The 18,982-nt window shown below is 43.1% G+C and carries 17 protein-coding genes; 4 read left to right on the top strand and 13 right to left on the bottom strand.

Annotation, left to right across the window (positions count from 1 at the left end; all coding sequences use genetic code 11):
- The first annotated feature begins 25 nt into the window (after positions 1-25).
- Entirely contained in the window at positions 26-676 is a 651-nt protein-coding gene (locus AC50YG_RS23495; protein WP_494830145.1) for a nitroreductase family protein, read from the top strand.
- 160 nt (positions 677-836) lie between these two features.
- Here AC50YG_RS23495 and AC50YG_RS23500 read toward each other — a convergent pair whose 3' ends face one another.
- A complete protein-coding gene (locus AC50YG_RS23500) occupies positions 837-1,514 on the bottom strand; it encodes a DUF6273 domain-containing protein (protein WP_494830147.1) in 678 nt (225 codons plus the stop codon).
- Positions 1,515-1,690: 176 nt separating this feature from the next.
- Here AC50YG_RS23500 and AC50YG_RS23505 point away from each other — a divergent pair, with 176 nt between their 5' ends.
- Complete coding sequence (locus tag AC50YG_RS23505) at positions 1,691-2,569, top strand: RCC1 domain-containing protein (RefSeq protein ID WP_494830149.1); 879 nt, start codon at positions 1,691-1,693, stop codon at positions 2,567-2,569.
- Between the two features lie 123 nt (positions 2,570-2,692).
- Here the strand turns inward: AC50YG_RS23505 and catA are convergent, their stop codons facing one another.
- The 6 genes from catA to AC50YG_RS23535 all read right to left on the bottom strand — a co-directional run bounded on the left by catA (position 2,693) and on the right by AC50YG_RS23535 (position 7,432).
- Positions 2,693-3,364 (bottom strand): type A chloramphenicol O-acetyltransferase, encoded by a 672-nt coding sequence (gene catA, locus AC50YG_RS23510; RefSeq protein ID WP_494830150.1) that lies wholly within the window; start codon positions 3,362-3,364, stop codon positions 2,693-2,695.
- A gap of 135 nt (positions 3,365-3,499) precedes the next feature.
- Positions 3,500-4,423, bottom strand: coding sequence for a heme o synthase (gene cyoE / locus AC50YG_RS23515; RefSeq protein ID WP_494830152.1), 924 nt, complete (start codon positions 4,421-4,423; stop codon positions 3,500-3,502).
- Between the two features lie 180 nt (positions 4,424-4,603).
- Positions 4,604-4,744: a hypothetical protein gene (locus AC50YG_RS23520; protein ID WP_494830154.1), complete on the bottom strand. Its 141-nt coding sequence runs from the start codon at positions 4,742-4,744 to the stop codon at positions 4,604-4,606.
- Between the two features lie 201 nt (positions 4,745-4,945).
- Complete coding sequence (locus tag AC50YG_RS23525; RefSeq protein WP_494830156.1) at positions 4,946-5,350, bottom strand: beta propeller repeat protein; 405 nt, start codon at positions 5,348-5,350, stop codon at positions 4,946-4,948.
- A 74-nt stretch (positions 5,351-5,424) separates the two neighbouring features.
- On the bottom strand, positions 5,425-6,603 hold the full coding sequence (locus AC50YG_RS23530) for an MFS transporter (RefSeq protein WP_494830158.1): 1,179 nt from the start codon (positions 6,601-6,603) through the stop codon (positions 5,425-5,427).
- Complete coding sequence (locus tag AC50YG_RS23535; protein WP_494830160.1) at positions 6,593-7,432, bottom strand: SDR family NAD(P)-dependent oxidoreductase; 840 nt, start codon at positions 7,430-7,432, stop codon at positions 6,593-6,595. Before AC50YG_RS23535 ends, AC50YG_RS23530 begins: the two co-directional genes overlap by 11 nt.
- 165 nt (positions 7,433-7,597) lie before the next feature.
- Here AC50YG_RS23535 and AC50YG_RS23540 point away from each other — a divergent pair, with 165 nt between their 5' ends.
- Entirely contained in the window at positions 7,598-8,488 is an 891-nt protein-coding gene (locus AC50YG_RS23540) for a LysR family transcriptional regulator (protein WP_494830162.1), read from the top strand.
- Between the two features lie 155 nt (positions 8,489-8,643).
- Positions 8,644-9,387, top strand: a complete 744-nt coding sequence (locus AC50YG_RS23545) for an MBL fold metallo-hydrolase (protein ID WP_494830436.1) — start codon at positions 8,644-8,646, stop codon at positions 9,385-9,387.
- Between the two features lie 211 nt (positions 9,388-9,598).
- Here AC50YG_RS23545 and AC50YG_RS23550 read toward each other — a convergent pair whose 3' ends face one another.
- From AC50YG_RS23550 to AC50YG_RS23575, 6 genes are all read right to left on the bottom strand, one after another.
- Complete coding sequence (locus AC50YG_RS23550) at positions 9,599-10,435, bottom strand: SDR family NAD(P)-dependent oxidoreductase (protein WP_494830164.1); 837 nt, start codon at positions 10,433-10,435, stop codon at positions 9,599-9,601.
- Between the two features lie 91 nt (positions 10,436-10,526).
- Positions 10,527-12,050 carry an MDR family MFS transporter gene (locus AC50YG_RS23555; RefSeq protein WP_494830166.1) on the bottom strand — a complete coding sequence of 508 codons (1,524 nt, stop codon included), beginning with the start codon at positions 12,048-12,050 and terminating at the stop codon, positions 10,527-10,529.
- 20 nt (positions 12,051-12,070) lie between these two features.
- The gene (locus AC50YG_RS23560) at positions 12,071-14,872 is read right to left on the bottom strand and encodes a glycoside hydrolase family 78 protein (protein ID WP_494830168.1); all 2,802 of its coding nucleotides are present in this window, start codon (positions 14,870-14,872) and stop codon (positions 12,071-12,073) included.
- Between the two features lie 72 nt (positions 14,873-14,944).
- Positions 14,945-16,360 (bottom strand): family 43 glycosylhydrolase, encoded by a 1,416-nt coding sequence (locus tag AC50YG_RS23565; RefSeq protein WP_494830170.1) that lies wholly within the window; start codon positions 16,358-16,360, stop codon positions 14,945-14,947.
- A gap of 84 nt (positions 16,361-16,444) precedes the next feature.
- The gene (locus tag AC50YG_RS23570; RefSeq protein ID WP_494830172.1) at positions 16,445-17,965 is read right to left on the bottom strand and encodes an ABC transporter substrate-binding protein; all 1,521 of its coding nucleotides are present in this window, start codon (positions 17,963-17,965) and stop codon (positions 16,445-16,447) included.
- Between the two features lie 130 nt (positions 17,966-18,095).
- Positions 18,096-18,941 (bottom strand): carbohydrate ABC transporter permease, encoded by an 846-nt coding sequence (locus AC50YG_RS23575; RefSeq protein WP_494830438.1) that lies wholly within the window; start codon positions 18,939-18,941, stop codon positions 18,096-18,098.
- Positions 18,942-18,982 lie beyond the last annotated feature (41 nt).

Consider the following 18,982-nt stretch of genomic DNA (forward strand, 5'->3'; position numbering starts at 1 on the left):
ACCATACTAAAGGAGAGAACTCTATATGAACACCATTACTAGCAAATTCCACAAAACAAATGATTTCAATGAAATCGTCCTGGAACGCCATTCCGTTAAAGCTTACGATCCTGAAGTGAAAATCAGCCGGGAGGAAATGACCGAAATGTTGGCGAAAGCTTCCCGTGCCCCTTCTGCCATTAACATGCAGCCGTGGCGTTTCCTTGTCATCGACAGTACCGAAGGCAAAGAAAAGCTTGCACCACTGGCCTCCTTCAACCAGACACAAGCGCTAACTTCCTCGGCTGTCATTGCAGTATTTTACGATGCAAACAATTTGGCATATATGGACGAAATTTTCGGCAAAGCCGTGGAGCTTGGATACATGTCACAGGACATTATGGATATGCAAATGCAACAAGCGAAGCCTTATTATGCGAGTATGGCCGCATCCGACCTTCGTGACATGAACCTGATTGACTCGGGCCTCATTTCGATGCAGCTGATGCTCGTTGCCCGTGCCCACGGTTATGACACCAACCCGATGGCCGGTTACGCAAAGGATCAGATCGCTGAAGCTTTTGGCCTGGACAAAGAAAGGTTCCAATCGGTCATGCTGATTTCTATAGGAAAAGCAGCCAAAGAAGGCTATCCTTCCTACCGCCTCCCGGTTGAAACGATTACAACTTGGGCCTAATCAATCGTTACTTTCAAAGCCTAACCTAACTATGAGGCTTGTTATTAATCCTTATCATTCACGAAAAAAGATCGGTTTCGGGTCACGTCCAAGTGATTCAAAAACGATCTTTTTTGTTTTAAGCGATACATTTTCAAAAAGGGACATCCGTTGATAAAAACTACGGAACTATCACTTTTAAAGCGGGACGTACACCGTCACGAGCTAAGTTAACAAGACCATAACTGCGTACACTGCTGCGTGGGCCAATAAAATACGCACGCGAAGTTATAACAGGCTGGGTTCTCAGCCACCACCAAGAGCAGCCTAATTCTTCACCATTTTCGATGATGTAGTCAGCTTTGACTGTTTTATCATACACATACAAGTGACCGCTATCTTCCTTTTTTATTTTGGAAAATTCCGTTCCTATTGCTCGACGTTTCGCGCTTAAAGCGACTTCATCATGTTTATAGGTCAGTTCTCTCACCTCCGGAACGCTGAGCAAAAAAACCTTGTCGTCCGTATTTGTACTGCCCTCTCCGTTATCCGTGCAATGTGTAGTTTTGATAAACTTCTTCTCGGAGTCATTGAACGCTACATTGTAAAAATCATCGTTCAGCCACTTACGCATATCAGAATCCTTCCACGAAATATCGACAAATTCACCATGATACCGCCTGCAGTCTAAAATGTACTCGCTCAACAGGAACAGCTCGCTGCCTGAATTTTGCAGCACCCGCCACATGATCGGCGTTCTGTCTGTGCCATCCGCCGTTTGCGGATACATGCCGAAAGTAAGGAGTGCGCCGGGCTCGGCGTTCCGGAATTGCGTGCAAGCAAAATCAACATTTTCCAAGAGAATCCTCTCCTTTCGTTTTTAGTTCAATTGTACAACATGGATGCAAAAACTAAGATACCTCCCTCGAACCCTAGATTTACCCCATTATTCATTTCAAAACGAACTGAAGCGTTGAAAATGTGTGGAGGTTCTGCAATACTATCTATAAAATTATGAATGAGGGGGATTCCATTATGGAAATCGATGCTCCCAAAAGCTGCGACACACGGGTCGGAGCGCTGCCCTCCATCGCGGCGGGTTATCGCCATACCGTCGGTCTTAAATCGGACGGGACGGCGGTGGCTGTCGGTGATAATAAATATGGCCAATGTGATGTAAGCGACTGGCGCGATATGATTGCGGTTGCGGCGGGTAATGCCCATACCGGTAATGCTCATACCATCGGGCTTAAATCAGACGGGACGGTCGCGGCTGTGGGTTGGAATAAGCATAACCAATGCGATGTAAGCAGCTGGCGCGATATGGTGACGGTTGCGGCGGGTTGGCGTCGTACTATCGGCCTTAAATCGGATGGCACAGTGCTGGCTGTGGGCCGAAATAATGAAGGCCAATGCGATGTAAGCGGCTGGCGTGATATGGTGGCGGTTACGGCAGGTGACTGGCATACTGTCGGGCTTAAATCAGACGGCACGGTGACGTTTACGGGCAATAATCGGTATGGCCAATGCCATGTAAGTGGCTGGCATGATATGGTGGCAGTTGCGGCGGGTTACCTTCATACCGCCGGGCTTCAATCGGACGGAACAGTGGCGGCTGTGGGTTGGAATAAGCGTGACCAATGCAATGTAAGCGGCTGGCGCGGTATTGTGGCGATTGCGGCGGGTAGTAATCATACCATCGGCCTTAAATCGGACGGTACGGTGGTGGCTGTGGGTTGGAATGAGCATGGCCAATGCCATATAAGTGGCTGGCGCGATATAGTGGCAATTGCAGCGGGTTGCGCTCATACCATCGGTCTTAAATCGGACGGTACGGTGGTGGCTGTGGGCCGAAATAATGAAGGCCAATGTGATGTAAGCAGCTGGAGCGGACTCCAACTTATCGGAAAATAGTTTTCAATAATAAAATAGAAAATTATGAAAGCCATGCGCAGATTTTCTCTCGCATGGCTTTTGTTTTGTTTTCAAAAAAATAAAGCTGTAGACTGCCGCTCCCTTATCCAACTAACATGGTTGTTAGCGAAATGGGGTATAGTTTGGCAACCATTCCTTACAAGTATCTGCACGTAATTGCAGCTCATTATACAGCAACCCAGCATGGTAACCATCGCAAACGGCATGGTGGAATTGCCCTGATAATGGCAACAGTATTTTGTCGTCCTGCCGAAAATATTTCCCCATTGTAAAGATGGGGAGTAAAAAGGTTCCTTCATTGTAGATGTTCAGGTTAAAGCCTGTGAAGCTAACCCAAGGAATGCTAGAAATAGGGAAAGTATTGGGCGGTTCTTTTGTTTTAGGGGCAAATTGTTTAACACTTCCGTACTTTTTCATATCAGCAAGATAACGACTGTAGAAATCATTAAAATCCTCATCATACAAAGTCCATAAGCTTGAAAAAGTCTTATCATCTTCATGAAAAATGGTAAAGCTAGGAGATAAACGATCCCAATAACCTAATGTCCCCTCAGAATTAAAGCATGTGCGAAATTCATGATGGCGGTTTACCACGGTCGTTATCATGTGGATGAGTGCAGGATACAGCTTTATCTCCTGAATCTTGAGTTCTTTCAGCAGCCGGGTAATATCAATATTGGCCGTCATGCTAAAGGTACATCTGACCTTGTTTAAATAATGGTCAAAGTAATGTTTTCTACTCCAGCTATCCATAATAATCGGATTGAAGTTCATTTATCATAACCTCCTAAAATGCTTGCTTTTTCGTTTTAGGAGGTTTAATCCACTGCTTTTACCATATCCTCTTCACGATCCCTTTATTATTCATTCATCTAGAACACCCACACTAGCGTAAATGCTCAAATCGTTCTACTGAAATAGAGGAGCACCCAAGGAGTAGCCGACGATCATCAGCAGCAGCACTGTGATGTGGTTCAGTGAAAAAATGAACATCGAACGCGCCCACTTTTCCTCCGGCTTCCGACGATATCCGTCTACGCTCAGAATCAGCCAGATCAAGCTCAGCAGCGCATTCGCCGCAGCGATATAAGGATTAAAGGACCAGAACAAGAAGCTGCACAGGAACAACGCAACCAGATATACGTTCATCTGCACGTACGTTCTTCGAATACCCTTGACGACCGGCAGCATCGGGATGTTAGCCGCCCGGTATTCCTCCATACGACGAATCCCGATTGCATAAAAATGTGGCATCTGCCAAATCACCATTAGCAGGAACAACGCCATTGCACCGGGGTGAAAAATGTCAGGTGAAATCGCGGCCCAGCCGATCAGGGGAGGCATCGCACCCGACAAGCTTCCCACCTCCGTATTATAGATGGTTCTGCGCTTCGTCCACATGGTATAAGGCACGACATAGAGGAACAGACCCAGAAAGCCACAGTAAGCTGCAAGCGGAGAAGAAATATACAACGCGATAAGGCCACCTGTAGCAATCCAGATTCCCATGATCAGCCCGCTCCTGAGGTCAACAATTCCTGATACTGTCGGCCTATTTTTCGTCCGTTCCATAATAGCATCGATATCACGATCATATAAATTATTGAAGATGCCGGCCGCTCCGATCACCAAGGCTGATCCAATCAAAGCGAGCACAATGTTGCCGATCTTATCGAAGAAAGATAAGTGATGAACGTATAGCGCCATGCTAAGCCCTGCGATCATCGCAATGAGGTTTGACTTAATAATGCCAAACTTTATCGTTTCAAAGAGCACCTTCGTAATGGAGATCGGAATTCGTTCAATACTAGTTGTATTGCTTTGTATTAACATGAGAATAACACTCCCTGTATCTGATTTCACTGCTATAGGTCACTCTATAGGTCACTTCTATAGGTTACCATAAAGCGTCACTTATTTGCTGCTACTCAATCAACCCTCATTATTCTGTCAAAAATCCTTGTCGCTTTCGTGAACAACCCGTGTGCAGGCCCAACACGACTCTGTCAACAACTAACCTTTATCCATCAAATCATGATCATTCGTATAATCTATCCTGGCTGACTGATCCTTTTGACCAATAATAACGACGTCGCCCGTCATCAGCCGCTCTCCCTGTACCTCTATCACCTTTTTCTGCCGTTCGTCCAACATATCCGTTCCTTCCAGCTTTTCACTTAGACTGGTGCGGATGCTCGATTAACAGTAGTACTGAACGGTGGGCCTGATGATCGAGAGCATTTGGACTGAGCAGTCCTCAAGCTCCACGAAACTAGCTAGCTTCGGGATGTGCTGCCAAGAATACAAAAGACAGTACCCCGCAGGTACTGTCTTTTGTATAACTATTTACTTACATTACCTAGCGCGGTCAAAATCGTTATTTGCGGGGAGTTGTTTCCAATGGTTCCCGTCAGTGGAGGTGAGAATCAAGCCGATATTACCGCCAGCAACGAACAACCCATTCCCATAAACGACGGTATAGATATCCGTAGACGTGCCCGATACCGGATATGACCAGCTGTTGCCGTCACCGAAAATGGAGAATTCTTTGGTGCCCGCCATGACAAACTTGCCCGCGCCATACGCCACTCCAAAAAAATCTTCGGAAGCACCCGATTGACGATTCTCCCATGTCACTCCATCCTCGGAAGTCCAGATCTCCCCGACGCTTCTTCCCAAGAAGTCTTTCCCCATGCCGACTGCGACAAACCTGCCATCCGCATAAATCAGATTATTTACCGTAATAATAGTGATATTCATTTTCTAAACAAGAGCAGTCTCTGACGAGTTCATACCCGATTTCCCGATTCGCAGCTGTGACAAGAGCCTCCTGTTTATCTTGCATGATTAGAAAGCTCCAATCGGCCGCTTTTGAAAATTCTTGGATAAATGGCTGCTATACTTAATATCAGGAACAAGATCCCCCCAAGTATGACGTATTGTATACTCATTCCTGTTATGAACAGCCCACATACACTTGCACCTAACGTCGTTCCCAGATTCGCGGATGTCAGAAAGATTCCATTTGCAAATTCAGGAGCCTCTGGCGCGGCAGATACAATCCAATATTGAGTAATGTTGCCTCCTATGCCGCTCAATACTCCCCAAACCAAGATAATGAAAGTCATTGGCTCGCTGAACTGTCCCAGCATAAAAAGCAGGATGTAAACCATCCCTAATACAAATGGATAAAACTTTATCGTGCTTAATGCATGCTTTGTAAGCAGCTTCCCTGCGATCAAGTTTCCAATAATATTGGCCGCACCGTATAGAAATAACATCAAACTGATTGTGTTCCAAGTATATTGGGTTACGGTTTTCAAATACTCGGCAAGGTAACTGTATACTCCGAATACGGCTCCGTTCATGAAGATCACAGCGGCAATGGATAGCCAGATCGTGGAGCTTTTTAATACACGCAATTGAGTGCCATAGGAGGACTTATTCTCAACAGGCATAGATGGTACGAACAGAATTGTCGCGATGAATGCGACTACGTTTATGGCAGCAAAAAACAACATCGTGTGAGCAAGGGAGGTTGCGGTGGCAATCATACCTGCGAGCGGTACGCCAAGCACCATTCCTGCAGACACGCCAATGAATACTTTGGCTACTGCCTTCGAAGCTTGATCCTTATTAACGGAAGAAGCTGCGACGGTAAATGCCAATGAACAATAAATGGGATGAAAAAAAGCAGGAACAACACGAGCAATCAATAACACAGTAAAGTCTGATGTAATGGCAGAAACGAGGTTGCCCGCAATAAAAATGCCAAGAACAAGCAGCATAACATTCCTGCGGTTCATACCCGAAAACAAGGAAGGCAAAATTGGCCCAGAGATAGCAACCGCAAGTGCAAACAGACTCACGATCAACCCTGCGGTGGAGATACTGACATGAAAGTGGTCCGCAATCAAGGGCAAGATTCCGATAACTCCCATCTCGGTGTTTAAGATACTGAATACGCCAAAGGTCAATATATAGACAATCAAATGATTTCGTTCAATCTTCATAAGCCATAGCCGATGAAAGATCGCGGTAGGCATTTATCTGAGCCTGGAGATCCACAATCTTTTGCTCTGCAATACCAATAGCGTCGGAGCCTGCGATGAAGCGTTGCGGCGGTTTCGCCTCACTTACGATTTTGAGAAGTGCCTTCGCAAGCTTGATGGGATCACCTGGCTGCTGTCCGTTTTGTCCATTAAAAAATGACATGTGATTAGCTCTGCGTTCCTCATAATCCTCGATCGAATGCTTGGCATAAGTCGAAGACGCCTTTGTAAGGAATTCCGTTCGGAAAAAGCCTGGATTGACAATGGTCGTATGAATGTCAAAAGGCGCTATCTCAGGCGACAATGACTCCATCCAGCCCTCAAGCGCAAATTTTGATGCACAATAGGCGGAATTAAACTCGAATCCGGAAAGGCCTGCACCAGAAGAAATCGAGATGATATGGCCGGAACGCTGCTTGCGCATGACAGGCAACACCACCCGCGTAACGTTCATGGGGCCAATCAAAGCCACTTGCAGTTGTTCTTCAATTTGGTCTGGAGTCAGTTCCTCGATGAAGCCCCCATAGAATTGTGCGGCATTATTAATCAGCACATCGATCGTTCCGAACCGCTCGATTGCCGCGTTGACTGCCGACTGTGCTTCGGCAGGCCGGGTAACATCCAATTGAACGATCAATAAATGATCGGATTTTCCGATCGCCTTAGCCACCGCGTCTGTATGACGACCAGTAGCCACAACCTTGTGTCCGGCGTTCAAAGCAGCTTTAGCGATTATTTTGCCCATGCCTCTGCCAGCGCCCGTGATAAACCATACCTTTTTTGTATCCATGTTTTTATTTCCTCCGCTTTTCAAAAAATAATGTTTATCGTAAAAGCTGTTTGTATTTATTTTAGACGTGCTTTTCTCACATAACAAATACCTATATCTCATATTAAGAAATGCTTGAAAGGCATTTCTTGAACATGTATCATAAAACCAAAAGGAGAAGTGCAGATGGAAGTTAGAGTATTGCGTTATTTTCTTACAGTGGCAAGAGAAGGAAGCATTACGGCAGCTGCTGAATTTTTACATCTTACACAGCCAACCTTGTCCAGACAATTAAAGGATCTTGAACACGCGCTAGGAAAAAAACTATTTATTCGAAGCAGTCACCATATTATTTTGACAGATGAAGGTTTGCTCTTAAGAAAGAGAGCCGAAGAGATCATTGACATGGTGGATAAATTAGAGGCAGAGTTTAGATACATGGAAGCAACAGTTAGCGGGGATGTCTATATAGGCGGCGGGGAAACAGAAGCCATGAAACAAATTGCACGGGTAGTCAAAGACTTACGTTTAAGCTATCCAAATATACGGTATCATCTCTATAGCGGCAACGAGGATGATGTAACTGAGCGGATCAATAAGGGCCTGCTTGACTTTGGTGTACTCATTCAACCAGCTGATGTATCGAAATACAATTACATAGATATCCCAGCTAAGGATGTTTGGGGCGTTGTAATGAAGAAAGACAGTTCTCTTGCTTGCAAGGAAGTCATTCTTTCAGCAGATTTAATCAATGTTCCACTAATTTGCTCAAGACAGGCTATGAAGCAGACATTTTATAAAAATGAATTTGTGGATTGGTTTGGTGACGATTTCGATAAATTAAATGTTGTAGCTACCTACAATCTGGCCTATAATGCTGCAATTATGGTTGAAGAAGGCATTGGATATGCCGTAACGATAGATAAAATCGTAAACACATCCAGTGACAGTAACCTTTGTTTTAGACCCCTAGAGCCTAGGCTTGAATCTGGCTTAAATATAGTTTGGAAGAAAAATCAGGTGTTTTCGGCTGCTGCCAAAACATTTTTGAGACAGCTTCAGGAGATATCTGGCTAACCAATATTCCCTATTGCTACAAATGATAAAGCTGATTCAAACATCGGTAAACTTGAAAAATGCTCCCCGTATCTTTAGAAAGCTCCGATTCGTTTATATGGTGAAAGAAATTAAAAAATATAAAACGGAGACAAATAAGAAGGAGAGAAGAAATGATGAAAATTTCAGATGGAGTAAAAATGCTGGAATTGCAGGTTGAAGTATTCGGCAATCGTCAAGAATTGAATCCTACCCTGATTTGGGATGATGAAACGGCTATTTTAATCGATACCGGCTCGCCCGGGCAATTGGAGCAAATACGTTCAGCCATGAACGAGTGTGGTGTCTCCATGGACAAGTTGAAAGCAATCATTTTGACTCATCAAGATATTGACCACATCGGCAGTCTTCCTGAAATTTTGCAGCAATCTGATGGAAATATTAAGGTATACGCTCATGAGATGGATAAACCATATATTGAAGGAAAATTGCCCCTTATGAAAGTGAATCTCGATAGTATGGCTTGGCAATTAGAATCCCTTCCGGAAGATGAACGTTTGAAAGTGGTCGCTTACTTGTTGGAGAATTCTCCTAAGGCCAAAGTTGACAGCATGTTGGCTGACGGACAAGAGCTTCCGTATTGCGGGGGAATTCATGTTATCTTTACACCCGGGCACACGCCTGGACATATTAGTCTTTATTTGAAACAAAGCAAAACCCTTGTTGTTGGTGATGCCATGTTCAGTGTGGAAGGCATCTTAGGGGGACCCCATCCGCATTCCACGCCGGATATGAACACAGCTTTCCGTTCCATAGAAAAATATTTAGACTTCGACATTAAATCGGTTATTTGTTATCACGGAGGATTAAGTAGGGATAACGTTAAGGGCCAGCTCCACGAGCTTGTCAGGAAAGCGTAGTGAACTTAGAAAAGAGGCAATAGGATGCTTAGTGGTCCTCTGCATTAGAGGTTTCATTGCTTATATTATTATAAGGAAATCTATAGACTCAGCTTCGAATCTTCTAATAATCTGAATTTTTATGTAGGCTGGAACTATTAGAAATAACAATGGTCAAGAGTGTTAAACTCCTGACCATTGTTATTCCTTATTTTCTTCAGCAACTGCTCATCTAGAGTGTCAAACCACCATCTGCTAAAACAATGGATCCCGTCATATAACTGGAAGCATCTGATCCAAGAAATACAACAATCTCCGCCAGTTCTTCAGGCTCAGCAAAGCGCCCAATTCTCATATTAGGGAACTCTTCGGGTTTATATCCACTTTGTTGCAATTCCTGTGGTACGGCCGCAGTCATACTGGTCGCAACCCCACCAGGACAAATGGCATTTACTCGAATTCCTTTTCTTACATATTCAATTGCAGCAGCTTTTGTTAAGCCGGATACCCCATGTTTACTGGCGGTATAAGAGGCAAGACTATGCTCAGCCCGGATAGCTGTGGTAGATGCTGTATTGATAATATTTCCATACCCTTGTCTATCCATCACTTGAAGCACATACTTCATGCCTAAGAATATTCCTTTGAGATTGACATCAATTACCCGGCTGAATTCTTCCTCGGAGATGTCCTGAAAACGCTGAAATTTTTGCATGATTCCAGCATTATTGAATAGAACGTCTATCTTTCCATAAGTGTCTACGGCCTTTTGCACATAACCTTTCACATCCACACTGTTAGATACATCTGCTTGTACAAAAATCCCCTCTCCGCCGAAGCTGTTGACGAGATCAAGAGTTTCTCGACCCGACTTTTCATTAAAATCAACAAGAACCACTTTTCCTCCTCGCGCTGCAAACTTAATGCTGCTGGCTCTTCCGATCCCACTACCTGCTCCTGTAATGATGATCACTTTTCCTGCATAGGTAAGACCTCCAGACTCGGAGGTTAAGACTTCATTTTTAGTTTTCGGCAACTGATCCATTTTGATGTTCTCGTTATATCCCACAGTCAAATCAACTCCTCATCAAGTTTTGTAAAAAGTCTAGTGAAACCTTTACTCAGTAACTCTATAACAGGTTTCCTTTGAAAAAATTGATTTAGTGCGAGAAAAATTGCTCATTTTCTATCTCGCTGGATGGAGGTATAGAACGCTTTAGATACGTAACAGATAAGAATAGGGCAATAACTACTAAAGCGAATGCCAGTAGGAATGCATGTTTCATACCTTCTGTCATCGCGAATACTTCCAAATTCAATTTCGTCATAGCTCCGCTGTTCTTTATCAAAAAGTTATTGGAACTTGTTGTCATGACTGTCACGAGCAGCGCCATGCCTATAGCGCCTCCAACCTGCTGGAGTGTACCACTTATTGCTGTACCATGTGGGTACAGCGACCTTGGCAATTCATTCAGCCCATTCGTCATTACTGGCATCATGAGCATGGAAATGCCCAGCATGAACAAGGCGTTTAAAGTGGTTACCATTGAATAGGAGGTTGAAACCGTCATGAATGCAAACCCTAACAAGGTGGATGCCATCAGTGTTAGTCCGCTAAGCACAAGCCATTTAGCCCCAAATTTATCGAACAATCTACCTGTAATAGGTGACATGATACCCATAATAATTCCACCTGGTAGCATGACTAAACCAGCCCTTAACGAGGTGTATCCAAATGCATTCTGGAGGAAAATGGGAACCAACATCATGGCTGCGAATAACGACATATTGACAATAACCGAGATAATAACCGAGATCCTATAAATTCGGTATTGAAATGTTTTCAAATCTAGCATAGGTTCTTTCATAGTTAATTGTCGCCAGCAAAATAATCCAAGAGCCATACAACCAGCTACAATTGAAAGGATAGTCATGGGTTCCGTCCAACCCCCATGTCCTTCCCCTGCACTGCTAAAACCGTATACCACCCCTCCAAAACCCAGAGTTGAAAGCACTATCGACAATAGATCGAACTTATGATTACGGGATTCCGTTATATTTTTCAAGCTGAAATAAGCGAATATGATGATGGCTAATGCGATTGGTAAAATACTATAGAACAGCACTCTCCAATTATAATGTGTGACAATAAAACCAGATAGCGTAGGACCAATTGCCGGGGCGAAAGTAATAACAATACCGATAGTCCCCATTGCAGTTCCCCTCTTATGATGAGGGACCAGCGCTAATACGACATTCGTCAATAATGGAAATAGAAGGCCTGTCCCAGCCGCTTGAATTAGTCTACCGGCAAATAGAACAGCAAAATCCGGAGCAATCGCCGCCACGAGAGTACCTATAGTAAATAACCCCATCGCAGAAAGGAACAAGCCTCTTGTGGTAAAACGTTGTATCAAAAAAGCCGTAGCTGGTATAAGCACTCCGATGACCAGCAAATATCCTGTACTCAACCACTGTGCAGTATTGGCCGTAACACCAAGGTCCTTCATTATAGGTGTCAATGCCACATTCAACAGAGTTTCGTTCATAATGGCTACAAAAACTCCGAGGATCATGACAAATACAATTAAACTATTTCTTTTGTCGCCGAATATTCCCTGATGCTTCTCTTGATGCAGCGTCTCGGTCTCTGAATTGAGTTTTGTAACTTCTATTTTATCCAACCCCTAACAAATATCCCCTATTAACCCAACATTTCATAAGCAAAGCTGTATTCGCCACTCCCTACTTCCACTATGACTCCTGTTTCATTTTCCGTAATCAGACGAATACCATCTTCTAACTGTATATCTCGTTTACGAGCACCTGTTAACATGATCGTAGCTGTTGTATTGACCGGAATCTCGATGTAGACTCCCACTTTTTGTGCATTAATGTTCCATTCGGATACGATGGTTCCATATATCGAATCGTAAGAAGCTTTAGCGTAAGTGAGATTGCACTTTAAGTCTGGTTGAATGACAATGTGTTTGTAACCAGCTAGAGCTTTATCTATTCCAGCGATTCTTCTATACATCCAATCTCCGACGCAACCAAATGCGTAATGATTGTAGGATATATTTGTAATCTTGCCGTCTGGACGAATGCCCTTCCAACTCTCCCAGATAGTCGTCGCTCCCTTCTCGACTTCATACAGCCACGAAGGGGCTTCTGTTTGGTAAAGTAATTGATAGGCGACATCAGAACGTCCGTTATTATAAAGAACATCTAATAAGAAGGGAGTAGAAACAAAGCCTGTGTCTAACCGATTCCCATTCTGCTCAATTAACTGTACCAATTGATCCAACACTTTGCTGCGCGCCGAATCAGGTATCATGTTCATGTGCAGCGCAAGTACGCACATGCCTTGAAAATGCGATTTCAGCGTACCATCTCCATTAAGATATTCCTCCGAAAAAGCTTTCCTAATTTTATTATTTAAATCATTGTAACGAAGTGCATCTTCTTCATGACCGATCACGGAAGCGATAGTAGACAATAATTTTGTCGAATGGGCATAAAAGCTTGTAGCAACCCAATCCTTCGTCATCGTCATGTTCTGTGTGAGATCCGGTCCGTCACCTTGATCAAAGCTCGGAATGTTCCAATCACCGAAATGTCGTCCCGTGTTCCAAAGATATTTCTGACGTTCCCGCTCTTCATCTGTCAACTGCCGGCCTGCTACATCATCTGGAATCTCCTCTGCTGCTGACTTCTCGATATAGGAGACCCACTTGACCATTGCCCCGTAATTCTCCTCAAGTATTCGGGTGTCTCCATAAACCTGATAAAGTACCCAAGGAACGATGACAATCGCGTCCCCCCAACCCGCACTGGATTCCAGCCCTGCCGCTGCGGTCTCCTTCAGATAGGCACTAGGAGCTGGAACAACATTAGGAACTTGACCATCCGGGAATTGTTCAATAACTACATTGCGTAACCATCTCGTTAAGAAGGCATTCATGTCCATATTAAATGCAGCAGTCGGGGCGTAAACCTGGATATCCCCTGTCCATCCCGCCTTTTCTCGTTGCGGGCAATCCGTCGGTATGGATAACATATTCGCTTTTTGACTCCATACAATATTTTGTTGAAGCCTATCCAGACGATGATCAGAGCAAGTAAATCCTCCACTTGTTCTCAAGTCCGACGAGAGGATGATGCCAGTAAAGTTTTCTTTCCTCACTATACCGGGAAAACCGCTTACTTTTATAAAGCGAAAACCATGGTACGTGAATTTGGGTTCGAAAGTTTCTGCTGCTTCACCTCTAAGAATATAAATATCTTTTTGTTCTTTATTTCGTCCTAAAATGTTATTAGTAAAGTTCCCTTCTTCGTCAAGCACTTCACTATGCTCTAGGACGATTTCGGTTCCACTTTGGCCATATACGTGCATACGTACTCTGCCGGCGATGACTTGCCCAAAATCGAGGACTACTTCACCCTTAGGAGTCATTATAATGCGATCAACTTGAATTTCATCAATCACTCTTACCGGTTCACCATAATGCGCTACGATGTTTTCTAATCCATAGCTGACAATCTGAACTTCATTCCAATGGGAGTCCTCAAAATCAACCTCGCTCCATCCTGCTTGTTCGAGACGAGCATCTACCATTTCCCCGATGAAAAGATCCGAGTATCTCACGGACCCATATGAAGACTTGAAGCTTCCATCGGAAACCATAAATTGTTTACTTCCATCGACGTAATCTATTTCTAACTGCAATAACAAACCAAGCTTATTGCCGTATTGGCAGCTTTCACCGGAAAAACTGATTCTACCTGCGTACCAGCCATCCGAAAGTATCGCACCGATTGCATTGCTTCCTTCCTTAAGTAAAGAAGTAACATCGTAAGTCTGATATTGTAAATAATCGGAATATGCTGTGTATTCTGGGGCTAACTCAAAGTTTCCAATTTTCGCACCATTAAGTTCTAAATGATAAATACCATGGGCTGTAACATAAACTCGCGCACGCTGGATCTCACCTTTCGCATCAAACGATCTTCGGAGAATGGGACATGGATGAAGACGCTCCGTAATAGGCAATTCCACTTTATTCTCATGCATATTCATGTAATCAAATGGGGATTCTTCCGTGACCGAATTTTGCATAGGCTCAATCCATTGAGCTGACCAATCTGAAGGGTGAAGCAGCCCCATCTCCCAGAATGCCAAGGTGCTCCACTCGGATTCTGTACCTTGATCATCCCATACTTTTACCTTCCACTCGTAACGATTGCGGGAAACGAGTTCAGGTCCTGTATAGGGAACATAAGCCGATTGTTCGGATGTTACTCTCCCACTGTCCCAGTGCATGACACTATGGGAAGCCGAATTAAGAGCATACACAACAATTTGATAAGCGGTTTGATATACGCCTCTACGTTTCGCATTCAGTTTCCAACTGAATCGCGGTTTTTCCACATCGATTCCAAGAGGATTTTCCTGCGATTCGACCAACAATTGATAAATCACTGTCTTTTCTTTAGTCTTTAGCATAGTCACTATGTCTCCTCTTCACATTATGAGCTAAATATAGCAATTGAATGGTTATAGTTCTTCGGTTTGACCTCAGCAACCTAGCCTAAACGAAGCAAGGCTCACGCTTCCGTACCCTACATATTTAAAGTACAACGCCTGCACGCCATTCGGAACAGATATAGGGGCTGAATACTCTGTCCATTCGTTCATCATTTTCACAGGAATGCTGCCAAGCTCAGGTCCGTTCCAGGTAGTCATGACCTTAAACGCTCCTCCCCAGCCTCCGCGAGCTTTTATGGTAATTTCCTTGACACCTCTGCAATCAAAATACTTAAAGCCCGCTATTGCGCCTTCTCTCATGTTAGCGATATAGCCGATTTCTTCGTCTCCGTCCTTTCCTTCCTGTGTAATCTTAGGGAAACGGCAGTCAATCCAATCTCCCGGTCCTGGCATAGAAGGCTCAAGATCAATACAGAATAGATTACAAGCAAGATAGGCAGGATATTCACCTTTACCGATCAGAGGTCCACCATTCGGACCACATGATGTCATCTCCACTTGAGGTATCGTTCCATCTTCAAGAATCTCAATTGGTTCCATACACCCTTGTCTGCTAAAACACGTTCCGTTTGTATGCCTATGATAAAATACATACCATTTATCTTTAATATTAACGATGCTTCCATGGTTATTACCGCCAAAATACATGGCGAGCTCAGCAGGTTTGTAGGTGTCGATATAGCTGTCATTATTGCTGATAATAGTCCCCCCATATGTAAACCCATGAGTAGGAGATTTGCTCGTTGCATAGCAGAGCTCGTGATAATTAATAGAGGAATAGATAAAATAATAGGTTTCGCCCCATTTTCTTATCGAAGAGCCTTCAAAAAACTCATGCCCTTCGAATCCGGTTCCTTTGCCGTAAGAATCGCTAGGCACGACAACTTTTGAAGATTCTTTAATCGTAATCATATCTGATGATAAGACTGTTACCCTTGCTCCCTTTCTAGATGCATCACCTGGCATGCAGGACCCCGTGTAGAGATACACCGTGTCTCCTTCAACCAATAAAGCAGGATCGAATTGTGGTTCATCTCCCACACGATTTCCTAGGAGCGTGCCGTCTTCGTAATGCACATCACCATAATATTCGTACTTTCCTGCCGGGGTCTCACATACCGCTACGGACACCATTTGTTGCTTGTCCAAGACGTAGTACAAATAATATCTTCCGTCTGGCCCTTTAGCGACATCCGGTGCATAAAGGCACATTTCGCCATCTGAATTTCTTGGATCGTCTGTTTTTTTATAAATACACCCTTCATATCTCCAATCCGCCAGATCATTTACTGGGGCTGACCAGCATACATAATCATTCAAGCAAAAAGCATATCCGTTAAATTTATCATGAGAACCATACAGATATACCCTATTGTCGAATACGTATGGTTCTCCATCAGGGATATATTCGAAAGAAGGCAGATATGGATTAATTCCTTGTTGCATATTTATTCCACTCCTTTAATTGTCCTTGACATAAGAAATAAACCAAAGGATCCCGAAATGGGACCCTATACTTTTTTAATACCTTTATTTATTAGTTGCAGCCCATGCGTCTAATTGTTTTTGTTTCTCTGCGATAATTTTATCCAGCCCAGCAGCTTTCAGTTGCTTATTAAATTCTGGGACCTTTGTAGCGGGGTCAATCATACCTGTCTCCAGTGCTACTTGATATTGATTCATAACATTAGTTACAGCTGCTATTTCCGTTCTAACAGGTTCAGAATCAAAGTTGAATCCTAAAACCTTTGATTTCATAGCGTTTTTAGTAGCCGCAGCTGCCTTTGCGTGAACTTCAGGATCCTCACCTACAAAATGATACGATAGTAAAGAGTTTCCAAACATCCAAACTTGAGCCGGAAAGTAAGAAGAATTCGAAGCGTTAACGCCTTCTGGGAAATCAATCGTATCGTCTGATAATTTTACGTAATGTTTTCCTTCAATCCCGTAATTCAATAAATTAACCACATCTTTATCCGTGTACATAAGGTCAAGCAGCATCATCGCCCGTTCCTGATTTACCGTGTTTTTGGCCATACTCCACAAAAATGAATTTATCGAACCTGTGGCAATTGGAACCTCCTTGAGATGTACGACTACCGTTTCAATTCCGGTTGATGAATCCTCTTTAATCCAAGGATCTATCAAGTTGGGATAGGAAAAGGCTTTTCCTGCTTTCATAAGATGAAAACCTGTCTCCGTACTCGTAGCACTATCTTTGTCAATGTATCCAGCTTGATACCATCTTCTAACGGTATTCAACAAATATGCATTTTCCTCAGTTTCGAACCAATTTACCACCTTTAATCCAGAATCTTTATTTGAGAGCCCCGTTCCATCACCAAGCAATTCTCCGTTAATACCATTAAGAACCGTAAGAATTGAGCTGCTGGATTTTGCTATTGGTGTAACATTGGGTTCATTCTCTTTAATAGTTTTGAAAATTGGATCCAAATCATCTAAAGTTTTTATTTGGGTCGTATCGATCTTATATTTTTCTACCAGGTCCTTGCGCAACACAATGGAAATATCTTGTGCCATATTTCTAACAACCGGTATACCGTAAGTTTTACCGTTTATTTTAATAGCATTTAGAATATCCGAGCCAATCGTGTTTTCGAACGCGTCCTTGATTCCTTTCCCGTTCTTCTCCAGAAGATCATCCAATTCGAGATACAACCCTTTGGCAACATCCTGATTGTGAGTCCCAAGACCGCTGACCATCAAATCCACTTGCTCGTTCGAGGACAACATCAGCGTTTTTTGCTGACTATAAGCTCCAAACCCGATAGGTACCAGCTTTACTGTCGCATTAATCTTTTCCTTCGTTATTTTGTTAATCTCATTCTGAATCAATGCCATATCCTTCTGTTCAGTAACCATTGGGAATGCCATTACTAAATTCACTGGTTTTAGTCCATTACTTGTTTCTCCACTTTCGTTGGTTGTCGTTTCAGCATTGTTACTCGTACTGCTACCGCATGCCACCGTGGTGACTAAAGTTAATGTCATAAGCGCAAGAAGAACTGTTTTCAAAGCATTTTTTCGCAATGTAATTGCCTCCCTTTTTCATCTGATGTATCAACTTGCACTATCATCCTAACAGAGAAGAACTTGTGAAACTTTCTCATTTCCGACATTTCAATTTCAATTTTCAGTCATTCATTGGTTCATCGAACCTCTAACCTTTTACTGAACCAATAGTTAGACCCTTAACGAAAAATCTTTGGAAAAATGGAAAGGCAATCAATAAAGGCACAATACCTATGCATGCAATCGCCATACGCATTGAACCAAGCGGTAGATTAGCCACTAATTCGTCACCCTTGCTGCTCATTTGAGTTGAAGTCTGTAAAAATTGTATATCCTGCAGTATTCTGTTCAGCAGGTTTTGCAGACTATAATAATGACTATCCGTAATATAAATCAAACCATTGTTCCAATCATTCCAGTAGAGCAGCGTATAAAATAGCCCTATCGTCCCAAATACAGGTGTCGATAGCGGGATAATCATAGAATAGAAAATTTTCCATTCTTTTGCTCCATCGATTTGTGCCGATTCAATTAGTGGACGAGGTATGGACGTGGCGAAGAACGTACGCATCAGTATGATGAAATAACCGTTCATCAGCAATCCGGGTATGATTAATGCCCACAAAGAATTTTTGATTTCGAAAATATTAGTGTAAATCAAGTAAGTTGGAACGAGTCCGCCGTTAAACAGCATTGTAAAAAAGATAAAAAAGGCCAATGCATTTTTGAATGGCATCTCGAACCGTGAAAGAGGGTACGCTAGCATTGCCGTAAAAGCCAAACCGGCAACTGTGCCAATAACAGTGACTAATATCGTAATACCATAAGCATTCATAATACCTAGAGAACCATTGAATAAATATGAGTAAGCAGAGAATGTTACATCTTCTGGTAGAAATGAATAACCATTGCGGATAATTTCTGCGTCACCCGTCAATGAGGCCGAAAATAACAACCAAATGGGAATTAAACAAAATACGGATAACGAAATCATGAAAAAATTTAGAATGATTTGATTTAGTTTACTTGACTTCA

Source organism: Paenibacillus sp. J31R34, assembly GCF_059383715.1.